The organism is Enterobacter cloacae complex sp. XAL002 (genome assembly GCF_049236805.1).
Lineage (GTDB): Bacteria > Pseudomonadota > Gammaproteobacteria > Enterobacterales > Enterobacteriaceae > Enterobacter > Enterobacter intestinihominis.
This window is the reverse complement of sequence record NZ_JBMKJN010000002.1, coordinates 196,786-210,330: the sequence shown is the minus strand read 5'-3', so window position 1 is coordinate 210,330 and position 13,545 is coordinate 196,786. Positions and strand designations below refer to the sequence as shown.

Here is a 13,545-nt window from a genome sequence, read left to right as displayed (position 1 = left end):
AGGATGAAACTGTCACGCGTAAGTGCCGTTAACTGGAACAAAATTCAGGATGATAAAGACCTGGAGGTCTGGAACCGCCTGACCAGCAACTTCTGGCTGCCGGAAAAGGTGCCGCTCTCCAACGATATTCCGGCCTGGCAAACCCTGAGCCATGCCGAGCAGCAGCTGACAATCCGCGTCTTTACCGGCCTGACGCTGCTGGACACCATTCAGAATACCGTGGGTGCGCCCGCGCTGATGAGTGATGCGCTGACCCCGCACGAAGAGGCGGTAATGTCGAATATCAGCTTTATGGAGGCGGTCCATGCCCGCTCTTACAGCTCGATTTTCTCCACCCTGTGCCAGACCAGAGACGTGGACGCGGCCTACGCCTGGAGCGAAGAGAGCGCGTCATTGCAGCGCAAGGCAGATCTGGTGCTGGAATATTACCGGGCCGACGAGCCGCTGAAGAAGAAGATCGCCAGCGTGTTCCTGGAATCTTTTCTCTTCTATTCCGGCTTCTGGCTGCCCATGTACTGGTCGAGCCGGGGCAAGCTCACCAATACCGCCGATTTGATTCGCCTCATCATCCGCGATGAAGCGGTACACGGGTATTACATCGGCTATAAGTACCAGAAAGGACTGGAGAAAGTCACCCCGGAAAAACGCGAGGAACTCAAAGGTTTTGCCCTCGATTTACTGATGGATCTGTATGACAACGAGCTGAGCTATACCGAGGAGCTGTACGCCGGAACGGGCTGGGAAGAGGACGTAATAGCCTTCCTCTGCTACAACGCCAACAAGGCGCTGATGAACCTGGGCTACGAAGCGTTATTCCCACCGGAAATGGCGGAAGTGAACCCGGCGATCCTCGCGGCGCTGTCGCCCAACGCCGATGAAAACCACGACTTCTTTTCCGGGTCCGGCTCGTCGTACGTGATGGGTAAAGCGGTGGAGACGCAAGACGAGGACTGGGATTTTTAATGAATGAATTAACGTTCATTAATTAACTCTACATTTCATTATTTTCAGCCGAATATTCCACTACGTACTACACTGTAATTTCTCCTTCATATTCGCCTGAATCACACCGATTCAGGCGAAATTCTCCCATGCAGTAGCAAAAAATTGAGAAAAATTCAAAGCGCCCTCAGCCCTTTATTCATGGGAAATTCAGCCGTTTCGCTTGCGGTAAAATTCCGACCTCAGGCAGGTCCAGGGTTGTCTCAGATTCTGAGTATGTTAGGGTAATGCCAGTTAACTATTTACCATGGTAATCATATCGACATAAACAAATAACAGGACACTCTCTATTGCATGGCAATTAAATTAGAAGTGAAAAATCTTTATAAAGTATTTGGCGAGCACCCGCAGCGTGCTTTCAAATATATTGAGAAAGGCCTTTCGAAAGAGCAAATTCTGGAAAAAACCGGGCTATCGCTTGGCGTTAAAGACGCCAGTCTGGCCATTGAAGAAGGCGAGATTTTTGTCATCATGGGATTATCCGGTTCGGGTAAATCCACTATGGTTCGCCTTCTCAATCGCCTGATTGAACCCACCCGCGGACAGGTGCTGATTGACGGCGTTGATATCGCCAGAATATCAGACGCGGAACTCCGCGAGGTGCGCAGAAAGAAAATTGCGATGGTGTTTCAGTCATTTGCACTGATGCCGCACATGACGGTACTCGATAATACCGCCTTTGGCATGGAGTTAGCCGGCACGCCCGCTCAGGAACGTCAGGAAAAAGCCCTTGATGCACTGCGTCAGGTCGGGCTGGAAAATTATGCTCATGCGTATCCGGATGAGCTCTCTGGCGGTATGCGTCAGCGCGTGGGATTAGCGCGCGCATTAGCGATTAATCCGGATATTTTATTAATGGACGAAGCCTTCTCGGCGCTCGATCCCTTAATTCGCACCGAGATGCAGGATGAGTTGGTAAAATTACAGGCCAAACATCAGCGCACCATTGTTTTTATTTCTCACGATCTGGATGAAGCCATGCGTATTGGCGACCGTATCGCCATTATGCAAAATGGTGAAGTGGTGCAGGTCGGCACACCGGATGAAATTCTCAATAATCCGGCGAATGATTATGTGCGCACCTTCTTCCGCGGCGTGGATATTAGCCACGTATTCAGTGCGAAAGATATTGCCCGTCGAACACCAAACGGCATTATTCGAAAAACGCCAGGTTTTGGTCCGCGCTCCGCGCTGAAACTGTTGCAGGACGAAGACCGTGAATACGGTTATCTGGTTGAACGCGGCAATAAATTTGTCGGCGTTGTCTCCATCGACTCCCTGAAAACCGCCCTGAGCGAAAACCAGGGAATCGATGCGGCGTTGATTGACGCTCCGCTTGCCGTGGACGCCGAAACGCCGCTCAGCGAGTTGCTCTCTCACGTGGGTCAGGCGCCGTGCGCCGTGCCGGTTGTCGGTGAAGAACAACAGTACGTTGGCATCATCTCAAAACGGATGCTGCTACAGGCTTTAGATCGCGAGGGGACAAACAATGGCTGATCAATCAAACCCATGGGGCACCACTGAAGCAGCGGACAGCGCGGCGCAATCTGCCGATGCGTGGGGGTCGACGCCTGCGCCTGCCGATGGCGGCGGCGCGGCAGACTGGCTCAACAGCGCACCGGCGCCTGCCCCAGAGCATTTCAATATTATGGATCCGTTCCACAAGACGCTGATCCCGCTGGATAGCTGGGTAACGGAGGGGATCGACTGGGTCGTTACCCACTTCCGTCCGGTGTTCCAGGGGATCCGTATCCCGGTGGATTACATCCTGAACGGCTTCCAGCAGCTGATGCTGGGCATGCCCGCGCCGGTGGCGATTATCCTGTTCTCGCTGATCGCATGGCAGTTCGGCAGCGCGGGTATGGGGATCGCCACGCTGATCTCCCTGATTGCCATCGGCGCGATTGGCGCGTGGTCTCAGGCGATGATCACCCTGGCGCTGGTGCTGACCGCCCTGCTGTTCTGCGTGGCGATCGGCCTGCCGATGGGGATCTGGCTGGCGCGCAGCCCGCGGGCCGCAAAAATTATCCGCCCGCTGCTGGATGCAATGCAGACCACGCCAGCGTTCGTTTACCTGGTGCCTATCGTGATGCTGTTCGGCATCGGTAACGTACCGGGGGTGGTCGTGACCATTATCTTCGCCCTGCCGCCGATTATTCGCCTGACCATTCTGGGCATTAACCAGGTGCCTGCGGATCTGATAGAGGCATCACGCTCGTTTGGCGCCAGCCCGCGTCAGATGCTGTTTAAGGTTCAGCTTCCGCTGGCGATGCCGACCATTATGGCAGGTGTTAACCAGACGCTGATGCTGGCGCTGTCGATGGTGGTGATCGCCTCAATGATTGCCGTTGGCGGGTTAGGTCAGATGGTACTGCGCGGCATTGGCCGTCTCGATATGGGGCTGGCGACCGTCGGCGGCGTCGGGATTGTGATCCTCGCCATCATTCTTGACCGCCTGACCCAGGCTGTCGGTCGTGATTCACGCAGTCGCGGCAACCGTCGCTGGTATACCACCGGCCCTGTCGGGTTACTCACCCGCCCATTCACAAAATAAGGAACAACGATGCGACATAACGTACTTTTTGCCACAGCGTTTGCGACCCTTGTCTCCACCAGCGCAGTTGCCGCTGACCTGCCGGGCAAAGGCATTACCGTGCAGCCGGTGCAGAGCACCATTTCGGAAGAGTCCTTCCAGACCCAGATTGTCAGCCGTGCGCTGGAGAAACTGGGCTATACGGTGAATACCGCCAGTGAAGTGGATTACAACGTGGGCTATACCTCTATTGCCTCCGGCGATGCCACCTTTACCGCCGTGAACTGGCAGCCGCTGCACGACGACATGTATGCCGCCGCCGGTGGCGACAAGAAGTTCTACCGCGAAGGCACCTTTGTGACCGGCGCTGCGCAGGGATATTTGATCGACAAGAAAACCGCCGATAAGTATCACATCACCAATATTGAACAGTTGAAAGATCCGAAGATCGCCAAACTCTTTGATACCAACGGTGACGGCAAAGCCGACATGATGGGCTGCTCGCCGGGCTGGGGCTGTGAAGCGGTGATTAACCACCAGAACAAAGCCTTCGATCTGGCAAAGACCGTCGACGTGAGCCACGGCAATTACTCTGCGATGATGGCCGATACCATCGCCCGCTTTAAAGAAGGCAAGCCGGTGATCTACTACACCTGGACGCCGTACTGGGTGAGCGACGTGCTGAAGCCGGGCAAAGACGTGGTGTGGTTGCAGGTGCCCTTCTCCTCCCTGCCGGGCGAGCAGAAAGATATCGACACCAAACTGCCAAACGGCATGAACTATGGCTTCCCGGTGAATACCATGCATATCGTGGCGAACAAAGCCTGGGCCGAGAAAAACCCGGCGGCGGCGAAGCTGTTCTCGGTGATGAAACTGCCGCTGGCAGACATTAACGCCCAGAACGCGATGATGCATGCGGGTAAATCATCCGAAGCTGATATCAAAGGCCACGTGGATGGCTGGATCAAAGCCCACCAGCAGCAGTTCGATGGCTGGGTGAAAGAGGCGCTTGAGGCGCAGAAGTAAAAATACTACCCCTCACCCTGCCCTCTCCCCAAAGGGGAGAGGGTGTATAAAATCCCCTCTCCCCTTTGGGGAGAGGGATAGGGTGAGGGGATCAAACCGCACCCAACCTAAACCGCACAATCCACCACGTAACAATCCCCCAACATTCACAATCATTGGTTATTATGTTTCCGGAAAAATAATCACTTAACTTACGATTCCTGAAACAAATGACAAAAACAACTCAAGGGCTTAGCCCCGCACTCATCCTTTTAATGTCCGTGGCAACGGGACTGGCCGTCGCCAGCAACTATTACGCGCAACCTCTGCTTGATACTATCGCGCGTGCTTTCGATCTTTCAGCCAGCTCCGCCGGCTTTATCGTCACCGCTGCGCAGCTCGGCTATGCGGCCGGGCTGCTGTTCCTGGTGCCATTAGGCGATATGTTTGAGCGCCGGATGCTTATCGTCTCCATGACGCTGCTGGCCGCAGGCGGGATGTTGATCACCGCCAGCAGCCAGTCGTTAACGATGATGATTATCGGTACCGCGCTGACGGGGCTGTTCTCGGTGGTGGCACAAATTCTGGTTCCCCTCGCGGCGACGCTGGCTTCCCCGGAAAAACGCGGCAAAGTGGTTGGCACTATTATGAGCGGCCTGCTGCTGGGCATCCTGCTGGCGCGAACCGTTGCCGGGCTGCTGGCGAGCCTCGGCGGCTGGCGCACCGTTTACTGGGTGGCAAGCGTGCTGATGGTTATCATGGCGCTGGCCCTGTGGCGCGGCCTGCCAAAGGTGAAGCAGGAGAATCACCTGAACTATCCGCAGCTCCTCGCCTCCGTTTTCAGCCTCTTCACCCGGGATAAACTCCTGCGCACACGCGCCGTTCTGGGGTGTCTCACCTTCGCCAACTTCAGCATCTTATGGACGTCGATGGCGTTTCTGCTCGCCGCGCCGCCGTTTAACTACTCAGAAGGCGTGATTGGCCTGTTCGGGCTGGCAGGCGCGGCTGGCGCACTGGGCGCGCGCCCGGCGGGTGGCCTGGCCGACAAAGGTAAATCTCATATGACCACCTCCGCAGGGCTGGTTTTACTCCTGCTCTCATGGGCGGCTATCTGGTACGGACACGTCTCAGTGCTGGCGCTAATTGTCGGTATTCTGGTACTCGACCTCACCGTGCAGGGCGTACATATCACCAACCAGACCGTGATTTACCGCGTGAAACCAGACGCCCGTAACCGTCTGACGGCCGGGTACATGACCAGCTACTTTATCGGCGGCGCGGCGGGCTCGCTAATCTCAGCCTCCGCCTGGCAGCATGCGGGCTGGACGGGCGTGTGCGCAATCGGCGCCGTCGTGGCGGCGATAAATCTGCTGGTATGGTGGCGCGGCTATCACCGCCAGGAAGCAATTCACTAAGTTTTACATTGCTTTGGGCCCCCTGGGGTGTAAAGGGGGCCTGCATCTGTTAAGGTAACGGTAATCATTTATCCCAGAAATTTTACTGTGGGTGACATATTTACTACCGGCATGAATAGTTCAGACCCCAGTCCTCACATCCCCTCTTTCGCGGGTACAAACCCCACACTTTCTGTGCTCACCGGGTCACGGATTTACCCGGCGCTTTCTGATGGTGACATACGTTTGGCGGATATAACCGCACAAATAATTCATTTACATTATTTGTCACTATCGTTACTATATCGGCTGTAATTAATGAGGTTATGCCCAAAATGGATAGTTCGTTTACGCCCATTGAACAAATGCTTAAGTTCCGCGCCAGTCGTCATGAGGACTTCCCGTATCAGGAGATCCTGCTGACCCGCCTGTGCATGCACATGCAGGGTAAGCTGCTGGAAAATCGTAACAAGATGCTGAAAGCGCAAGGGATTAACGAGACGTTGTTTATGGCGTTGATTACGCTTGAGTCTCAGGAAAACCACAGCATTCAGCCGTCTGAACTGAGCTGCGCGCTGGGTTCATCCCGTACCAATGCAACCCGTATTGCTGATGAGCTGGAGAAGCGCGGCTGGATAGAGCGCCGTGAGAGCGATAACGATCGCCGCTGCCTGCATCTGCAACTGACCGAGAAAGGTCACGAATTCCTGCGCGAAGTGCTGCCACCGCAGCATAACTGCCTGCACCAGCTTTGGTCTGCCCTCAGCACCGCCGAGCGCGACCAGCTTGAGCACATTACTCGCAAGCTGCTCACCCGTCTGGACCAGATGGATGAAGATGGCGTCATTCTTGAGGCGCTGCGCTAACGCGACGATCCGCTCAACATTCCAGATTGCAAAAGAAAAACTGACAGGCCAGCACGTGAAACTGCTGGCCTTTCTGACAACAGGTCGGCTCAGCCGATGTGAAAATAAAAAGATCGTGGAGAACAACAATGAGCGCAAATGCGGAGAACACCCCCCCGCAGCAACCGGTCAACAAGAAGGGCAAACGTAAGAGCGCCCTTATTCTGCTGACCTTGCTCTTTATTATTATTGCCGTGGCATATGGGATCTATTGGTTTTTAGTCTTGCGTCATGTTGAAGAGACAGACGATGCATACGTGGCAGGGAATCAGGTTCAAATCATGGCCCAGGTGTCAGGCAGCGTGACGAAAGTCTGGGCTGACAACACCGACTTTGTGAAAAAAGGGGATGTGCTGGTCACGCTTGATCCGACCGACGCCCAACAGGCGTTTGAAAAAGCACAGACGGCGCTGGCCTCCAGCGTTCGCCAGACCCGCCAGCTGATGATCAACAGCAAACAGCTTCAGGCCAATATCGACGTGCAGAAAACGGCCCTGGCCCAGGCGCAGAGCGACCTCAAGCGTCGTGTTCCTCTCGGCACCGCCAACCTGATTGGCCGTGAAGAGTTGCAGCACGCACGCGATGCGGTGGCAAGCGCACAGGCGCAGCTGGACGTGGCGATCCAACAGTACAACGCCAACCAGGCGATGGTGCTGGGCACCTCTCTGGAAAACCAGCCAGCGGTGAAACAGGCGGCGACCGAAGTGCGTAACGCATGGCTTGCCCTGCAACGTACCAAAATCGTCAGCCCGATGACCGGTTACGTTTCCCGTCGTTCCGTGCAGCCGGGTGCGCAAATTAGCACCACCACGCCGCTGATGGCGGTCGTTCCGGCGAACAACCTATGGGTGGACGCGAACTTCAAAGAGACCCAGCTGGCGCATATGCGTATCGGCCAGACCGCAACCGTGGTCAGCGATATCTACGGCGATGACGTGAAGTACACCGGTAAAGTGGTCGGTCTGGACATGGGGACCGGCAGCGCGTTCAGCCTGCTGCCTGCACAGAACGCCACCGGCAACTGGATCAAAGTGGTACAGCGCTTGCCTGTGCGTATCGAGCTGGATCCTAAGCAGCTGGCAGACCATCCGCTGCGAATTGGCCTTTCCACGCTGGTGACGGTCGATACCGCCAACCGCGACGGTCAGATCCTCGCAAGCCAGGTGCGCAGCACGCCAGCTTATGAAAGTAACGCCCGTGAAATTAGCCTCGATCCGGTCAATAAGCTGATCGATGACATCGTGAAGGCAAACGCCGGTTAAGCCGAAGGTGAGCGTTATGCAACAGCAAAAGCCGCAAAAACCGCTTGAGGGGGCGCAGCTGGTCATTATGACCATTGCGCTGTCGCTGGCGACATTCATGCAGGTGCTGGACTCCACCATCGCAAACGTGGCGATCCCTACGATCGCCGGGAACCTTGGCTCATCGCTGAGCCAGGGGACCTGGGTCATTACCTCGTTCGGGGTGGCGAACGCCATCTCTATTCCCATCACCGGCTGGCTGGCGAAGCGCGTCGGTGAAGTGAAGCTGTTCCTCTGGTCGACGATCCTGTTCGTGCTGGCCTCCTGGGCTTGCGGCATGTCCAGCAGCCTGACGATGCTGATTTTCTTCCGCGTCATCCAGGGGATTGTCGCCGGGCCGTTGATTCCGCTATCGCAGAGTTTGCTGCTGAACAACTATCCGCCCGCCAAGCGCTCCATCGCGCTCGCGCTGTGGTCGATGACGGTGATTGTCGCCCCAATTTGCGGGCCAATCCTCGGCGGCTATATCAGCGATAACTATCACTGGGGCTGGATCTTCTTCATCAACGTACCCATCGGTGCGCTGGTGGTGCTGATGACGCTACAGTCTCTGCGTGGTCGCGAAACGCGGACCGAACAGCGGCGGATCGACGGCATCGGGCTGGCACTGCTGGTTGTCGGCATCGGCAGCCTGCAAATCATGCTCGACCGCGGCAAAGAGCTGGACTGGTTCGCCTCTACGGAAATCATCGTGCTGACGGTGGTCGCCGTGGTTGCCATCAGCTTCCTGATTGTCTGGGAGCTGACGGACGAAAATCCGATAGTCGACCTCTCGCTGTTTAAATCGCGAAACTTCACCATCGGCTGCCTCTGTATCAGCCTCGCCTATATGCTCTACTTCGGCGCGATTGTTCTGCTGCCGCAGCTGTTGCAGGAGGTGTACGGCTATACCGCAACCTGGGCGGGGCTGGCCTCCGCGCCGGTGGGGTTAATTCCGGTTCTGCTGTCGCCGATTATTGGCCGTTTCGCCCATAAGCTCGACATGCGCAGGCTGGTGACGTTCAGCTTCATCATGTACGCCGTGTGCTTCTACTGGCGCGCGTATACGTTTGAACCGGGAATGGACTTTGGCGCCTCCGCGTGGCCGCAGTTTATTCAGGGCTTTGCTGTGGCGTGCTTCTTTATGCCACTGACCACCATTACGCTTTCGGGCTTGCCGCCTGAGCGGATGGCGGCGGCATCGAGCCTGTCGAACTTCACCCGTACGCTGGCGGGCTCCATCGGGACATCGATCACCACCACGCTGTGGACCAACCGGGAAGCGATGCACCATGCCCAACTGACCGAAGCGGTGAACCCGTTCAACCCTAACGCTCAGCAGATGTATAGCCAGCTTGAGGGGATGGGGATGACGGAGCAGCAGGCATCCGGCTGGCTTGCCCAGCAGATCACCAACCAGGGGCTGATTATCTCGGCAAACGAGATTTTCTGGATATCGGCGGGGATCTTCATCGTCCTGCTGGGGCTGGTGTGGTTTGCCAAACCACCGTTTGGTGCCGGTAGCGGTGGCGGTGGAGCGCACTAGCCCTGTGCACGGGTTGCCCGGTGGCGCTACGCTTACCGGGCCTACGAACGTAGGCCGGATAAGGCGTAGCCGCCATCCGGCAAAACACCGCACCGTGTCCAAAACGCGACAGCGATTGTCAGTTCCGATAAAGCAGCGCGCCTGAAATTGATTCACGAGTGTGAAAAGACAACAGGAGCGTACCATGCTGAACACACCCGCGCCACGCGCTGGCTCTCGACAGACTTACGTCGAAGTGAGCACGCCGAACGTCTATCTCGACCAGATCGAATATTTCTGCCACTACTTCAGCCGCCGCAGCGACGTCTGTAACAGCGTGCATCCGCAAAACGATCGCGATACCGGCGTCGCCAGCGCGGAGCTGGCCGTGGTTGTCGTCATCAGTATTGTAGGCCCGGTCAGCGAAGCGCCACCGGGCATCCACAGGCACAATACTAAATGTGCAGTTCCTGAAGTTTTTCTTTTGGCAGGGCCAGCTCGTCGTTGCTGTTTACACGAACATCACGTTCGATGATATGGCGGGCAATCTCCTGAGCTTCTTCCAGAGAGTGCATCTGGTAAGTACCGCACTGGTAAACGTTCAGCTCTGGGATCTGGTTCTGCTCTTTCACCTTCAGCACGTCTTCCATGGCCGCTTTCCACGCATCCGCGACGCGTTTCTCTTCAGGCTGACCAATCAGGCTCATGTAGAAACCGGTGCGGCAGCCCATCGGAGAGATATCGATGATCTCCACGCCGTTGCCGTTCAGGTGGTCGCGCATGAATCCGGCGAAAAGGTGTTCCAGCGTGTGAATGCCTTTCTCTGGCATCACTTCTTTATTCGGCACGCAGAAGCGCAGGTCGAAAACGGTGATCGTGTCGCCGTGCGGCGTGTTCATGGTCTTCGCCACGCGGACTGCTGGTGCTTCCATACGGGTATGGTCGACAGTAAAGCTATCTAATAACGGCATACGTCACCTCCGATAGTGATTTTTTTTAAAATAAACTGAACTCTTCTACAGAATGCGCGTCTGAGTATATGAAAGACGCGCATTTGTTATCATCATCCCTGAATTCAGAGATGTATATTTTGGCCACAGCGATGTGGCCTTTTTCTTTTGGTTCAGGCCTGCTTCGCCAGAAACGCCTCAAACGACTCCGTATCCGCCGCTTCGACCTCTTTCTGACGCACAACGGACGCATCGCGCTCTGCCACAAAATCCGCTTCGCTCAGGATCTCTAACGGCTCCTGCATCAGCATCTCACGGTACTCCGCTGAGAGTGAACGCCCTGTGCCACCAATTCCCTGTTCAATCATAGAACGCAGAATACGTGCTGAGAATGTCAGTTCCGGGTTATCGAAGCTTTCAACCAGTTCGTCGCAGACCTTCTGGTAAGCTTCGCCGCCGTACACGCTATCCAGCGTCTGGGCTACGCGCTTCAGGTCATGGAACAGATCCTTCCCTACCTTAGACAGTGGGAACTGGGCCGTTTCACAGCCAATACCTAACGTCAGACCCGGCTTGCGCCCTTCCAGAATCACGCGATTCCAGTTGGCACGAGTACACAGCAGTTCGTTGGAACTCATTTCCGGCGCATCCGCCAGTACGCACCAGACCATAAACAGGTCAAGGAAGCGAACCTGCTGCTCGTCAACGCCAATCGGTGAGAACGGGTTGATATCCAGCGAGCGCACTTCAATGTATTCGATCCCGCCGCGCTGTAGCGCATCCGACGGCGTTTCACCGCTGCGCGTCACGCGCTTCGGACGAATCGGCGCATACAGTTCATTTTCAATCTGCAATACGTTGGTGTTAATTTGCAGGCGCTTGCCGTCTTTTTCGAGGCCGATTTTTTCGTACTCTTCCGACGGGGTTTTTATCGCCCGCTTCAGGCCTGCCACATATTCGTGCAGATCGTTAAACGTAATTCCGAGATTGCTTTGCGATTTATTGGTATAGCCAAGGTCGCTCAGGCGCAGCGAGGTCGCGTACGGCAGATAGTACATGCCACACTCGGTCTTCTCGAACGGCAGCGTGGTCGGTTTCCCTTGCAGGAACGATGAACAGATAGCCGGGGACGCGCCGAACAGATACGGAATAACCCAGCCAAAACGGTAGTAGTTGCGGATCAGGCGGAAGTAGCCCGCGGAGATCGCTTCTTTATCCGTTTCACCGCACTTCGCCTGCCAGAACGCCATCGGCAGAGAGAAATTGTAGTGCACGCCAGAGATCGTCTGCATCAGTGCGCCGTAGCGATTTTTCAGTCCTTCGCGATACAGCGTTTTCAGCCGTCCAATATTCGAGGTGCCGTACTGAGCCAGCTCAATCTCCTGCCCCTGCTCGATATAGCACGGCATGCTGAGCGGCCACATACGCTCGTCGCCGAGGTTGCGGGCGGTGAAGCGATGCACGTCGCGCATGATCGTCAGCATATGATCAATATCACCGTCTACTGGCGTAATGAACTCCAGCAGCGCTTCGGCGAAATCGGTTGTGATCCATTTATGTGTCAGCGCCGAGCCTAACGCCTTCGGGTGTCCCGTAGTCGCTAAGCTACCATCCGCATTTACGCGCAGCGTTTCGCGCTCAAGCCCACGCTGAATCCCCTTCAGTGCCTGAGGGTGATTTTCCAGCCAGGCCAGCGCCTGTGATACGTCCGGGATCAATTTGACCTCCCGCCTGTCAAAAAATTGTCACTCAGCATAATTGTAATGGTTGACGATTGAAGGTCGCGAATTCATTCCACCAATTAGTGCCACCACGTCATACCCTGTAGTGTTACCCATGCCAGTAAAACATAGCGTAACGCCTTGCCAAGGCACAAAAAAAAGAGCACCGGTCCCCAAGAGATGCGCATCCATCCCGCCAGCAGACACAGTAAATCGCCTATTACAGGCATCCAGCTTAATAACAGCGTGGCAGCGCCATAGCGTTTTAGCCAGCCCACTGCCTTTTCCTGCCAGCGAGATTTTTCGCGTAGCGGAAAGAAACGTCCAAGAATAACGTTAGTCAGCCCTCCAAGGCTATTACCCATTGTTGCTATTAAGACCAGCAACCAGGGCTGACTCACGCCGGACAACAGCATCGCCACCAGCACCACTTCCGAACTCCCCGGTAAGAGGGTGGAGCTTAAAAAACTGCTGGCGAATAATGAAGCGAGTGACAGCGCGTCACTCACAGTAAGCGAACATCCACCGCCGCCATTCCGGCATCACGCGCGGCCTGAATGCCAAAATCAGCATCTTCAAACACCACGCATTTTGCAGGTGGTACACCCATTAATTCTGCACAGCGCAGGAAGGTATCCGGTGCGGGTTTGTGATGTTTAACATGATCGGCGGCAACGACGGCAGAAAAATAGTGGCGCAGGCCAAGGTGTTTGAGTAGCGCTTCAGCAATCGCGCTCTCGCTGCCCGTACCGACAGACATAGGACGACGGCCGTGCCACTCCTTGACGACGTCAATGAGTGGTAAAGGCTGCACGGTGTCTAACAGTATGGCTTTTACCGCGTCGGTTTTTTCACGCGCGAGCTGGTGCGGGTCGAGATCGGCCTGATTCAGCTCAATCACGGCCTGTGCGATACGCCAGGTGGGCGATCCGTTGAGGGCAATCATCGCCTGTAAATCGAAGCGCATACCGTAACGGCCCAGGACTTCGGTCCAGGCCTGACGATGCGTGGGTTCGGTATCCAGGAGGGTGCCGTCCATGTCGAAGATCAAACCGTCATACTGTGCGTACATCGTGCTCTCGCTAAACGATTAACAAAGCATTACTTTATCGTAAAAGGGGATTTTTGTCGCTGATTGCGAAGTGATAACAATGAGAGTGATTAAGAACTAAACATCGAAGGGGATCACAAGAAGAGATGGTGCATCCGGGAGGATTACTCGGCTGCGCC

Annotated in this window: 12 protein-coding genes and 1 pseudogene; 9 read left to right on the top strand and 4 right to left on the bottom strand. The window is 55.6% G+C overall.

All coding sequences use genetic code 11. From position 1 onward, the window contains the following. Nucleotides 1-3 precede the first annotated feature (3 nt). The 9 genes and pseudogenes from nrdF to ACOT0L_RS02605 all read left to right on the top strand — a co-directional run. Nucleotides 4-963 (top strand): class 1b ribonucleoside-diphosphate reductase subunit beta, encoded by a 960-nt coding sequence (nrdF, locus tag ACOT0L_RS02645; RefSeq protein ID WP_126502713.1) that lies wholly within the window; start codon nt 4-6, stop codon nt 961-963. 333 nt (nt 964-1,296) lie between these two features. Beyond that, complete coding sequence (gene proV / locus ACOT0L_RS02640; RefSeq protein ID WP_022649131.1) at nt 1,297-2,499, top strand: glycine betaine/L-proline ABC transporter ATP-binding protein ProV; 1,203 nt, start codon at nt 1,297-1,299, stop codon at nt 2,497-2,499. Further along, complete coding sequence (proW, locus tag ACOT0L_RS02635; protein ID WP_022649132.1) at nt 2,492-3,556, top strand: glycine betaine/L-proline ABC transporter permease ProW; 1,065 nt, start codon at nt 2,492-2,494, stop codon at nt 3,554-3,556. Before proV ends, proW begins: the two co-directional genes overlap by 8 nt. Before the next feature lie 9 nt (nt 3,557-3,565). Continuing rightward, nucleotides 3,566-4,561 (top strand): glycine betaine/L-proline ABC transporter substrate-binding protein ProX, encoded by a 996-nt coding sequence (proX, locus tag ACOT0L_RS02630; protein ID WP_017382774.1) that lies wholly within the window; start codon nt 3,566-3,568, stop codon nt 4,559-4,561. Between the two features lie 209 nt (nt 4,562-4,770). Continuing rightward, on the top strand, nt 4,771-5,955 hold the full coding sequence (locus tag ACOT0L_RS02625) for an MFS transporter (RefSeq protein ID WP_126502712.1): 1,185 nt from the start codon (nt 4,771-4,773) through the stop codon (nt 5,953-5,955). 314 nt (nt 5,956-6,269) lie between these two features. Further along, nucleotides 6,270-6,800 carry a multidrug efflux transporter EmrAB transcriptional repressor EmrR gene (gene emrR / locus ACOT0L_RS02620; RefSeq protein WP_017694792.1) on the top strand — a complete coding sequence of 177 codons (531 nt, stop codon included), beginning with the start codon at nt 6,270-6,272 and terminating at the stop codon, nt 6,798-6,800. Between the two features lie 128 nt (nt 6,801-6,928). Continuing rightward, entirely contained in the window at nt 6,929-8,101 is a 1,173-nt protein-coding gene (gene emrA, locus ACOT0L_RS02615) for a multidrug efflux MFS transporter periplasmic adaptor subunit EmrA (RefSeq protein ID WP_022649133.1), read from the top strand. A 16-nt stretch (nt 8,102-8,117) separates the two neighbouring features. Continuing rightward, a complete protein-coding gene (gene emrB, locus ACOT0L_RS02610) occupies nt 8,118-9,665 on the top strand; it encodes a multidrug efflux MFS transporter permease subunit EmrB (RefSeq protein WP_022649134.1) in 1,548 nt (515 codons plus the stop codon). Nucleotides 9,666-9,894: 229 nt separating this feature from the next. Then, nucleotides 9,895-10,038 (top strand): annotated as a pseudogene (locus ACOT0L_RS02605) (hypothetical protein); the annotation flags it as partial. 61 nt (nt 10,039-10,099) lie between these two features. On the opposite strand, the gene luxS reads toward ACOT0L_RS02605, so the two are convergent. From luxS to yqaB, 4 genes are all read right to left on the bottom strand, one after another. Then, nucleotides 10,100-10,615: an S-ribosylhomocysteine lyase gene (gene luxS / locus ACOT0L_RS02600; protein WP_003862180.1), complete on the bottom strand. Its 516-nt coding sequence runs from the start codon at nt 10,613-10,615 to the stop codon at nt 10,100-10,102. A 152-nt stretch (nt 10,616-10,767) separates the two neighbouring features. Further along, complete coding sequence (gshA, locus tag ACOT0L_RS02595; RefSeq protein WP_126502710.1) at nt 10,768-12,312, bottom strand: glutamate--cysteine ligase; 1,545 nt, start codon at nt 12,310-12,312, stop codon at nt 10,768-10,770. A gap of 83 nt (nt 12,313-12,395) precedes the next feature. Next, nucleotides 12,396-12,824: a YqaA family protein gene (locus tag ACOT0L_RS02590; RefSeq protein WP_045623688.1), complete on the bottom strand. Its 429-nt coding sequence runs from the start codon at nt 12,822-12,824 to the stop codon at nt 12,396-12,398. Then, nucleotides 12,821-13,387 (bottom strand): fructose-1-phosphate/6-phosphogluconate phosphatase, encoded by a 567-nt coding sequence (gene yqaB / locus ACOT0L_RS02585; RefSeq protein ID WP_022649138.1) that lies wholly within the window; start codon nt 13,385-13,387, stop codon nt 12,821-12,823. Before yqaB ends, ACOT0L_RS02590 begins: the two co-directional genes overlap by 4 nt. Between the last annotated feature and the right edge of the window lie 158 nt (nt 13,388-13,545).

What these genes read in the sequence shown, in the direction of transcription:
- ACOT0L_RS02625 (WP_126502712.1), top strand. Translation starts at nt 4,771, where the DNA reads ATGACAAAAACAACTCAAGGGCTTAGCCCCGCACTCATCCTTTTAATG.
- yqaB (WP_022649138.1), bottom strand. Translation starts at nt 13,387, where the DNA reads ATGTACGCACAGTATGACGGTTTGATCTTCGACATGGACGGCACCCTC.
- emrA (WP_022649133.1), top strand. Translation starts at nt 6,929, where the DNA reads ATGAGCGCAAATGCGGAGAACACCCCCCCGCAGCAACCGGTCAACAAG.
- luxS (WP_003862180.1), bottom strand. Translation starts at nt 10,615, where the DNA reads ATGCCGTTATTAGATAGCTTTACTGTCGACCATACCCGTATGGAAGCA.
- emrR (WP_017694792.1), top strand. Translation starts at nt 6,270, where the DNA reads ATGGATAGTTCGTTTACGCCCATTGAACAAATGCTTAAGTTCCGCGCC.
- emrB (WP_022649134.1), top strand. Translation starts at nt 8,118, where the DNA reads ATGCAACAGCAAAAGCCGCAAAAACCGCTTGAGGGGGCGCAGCTGGTC.
- proX (WP_017382774.1), top strand. Translation starts at nt 3,566, where the DNA reads ATGCGACATAACGTACTTTTTGCCACAGCGTTTGCGACCCTTGTCTCC.
- nrdF (WP_126502713.1), top strand. Translation starts at nt 4, where the DNA reads ATGAAACTGTCACGCGTAAGTGCCGTTAACTGGAACAAAATTCAGGAT.
- proW (WP_022649132.1), top strand. Translation starts at nt 2,492, where the DNA reads ATGGCTGATCAATCAAACCCATGGGGCACCACTGAAGCAGCGGACAGC.
- proV (WP_022649131.1), top strand. Translation starts at nt 1,297, where the DNA reads ATGGCAATTAAATTAGAAGTGAAAAATCTTTATAAAGTATTTGGCGAG.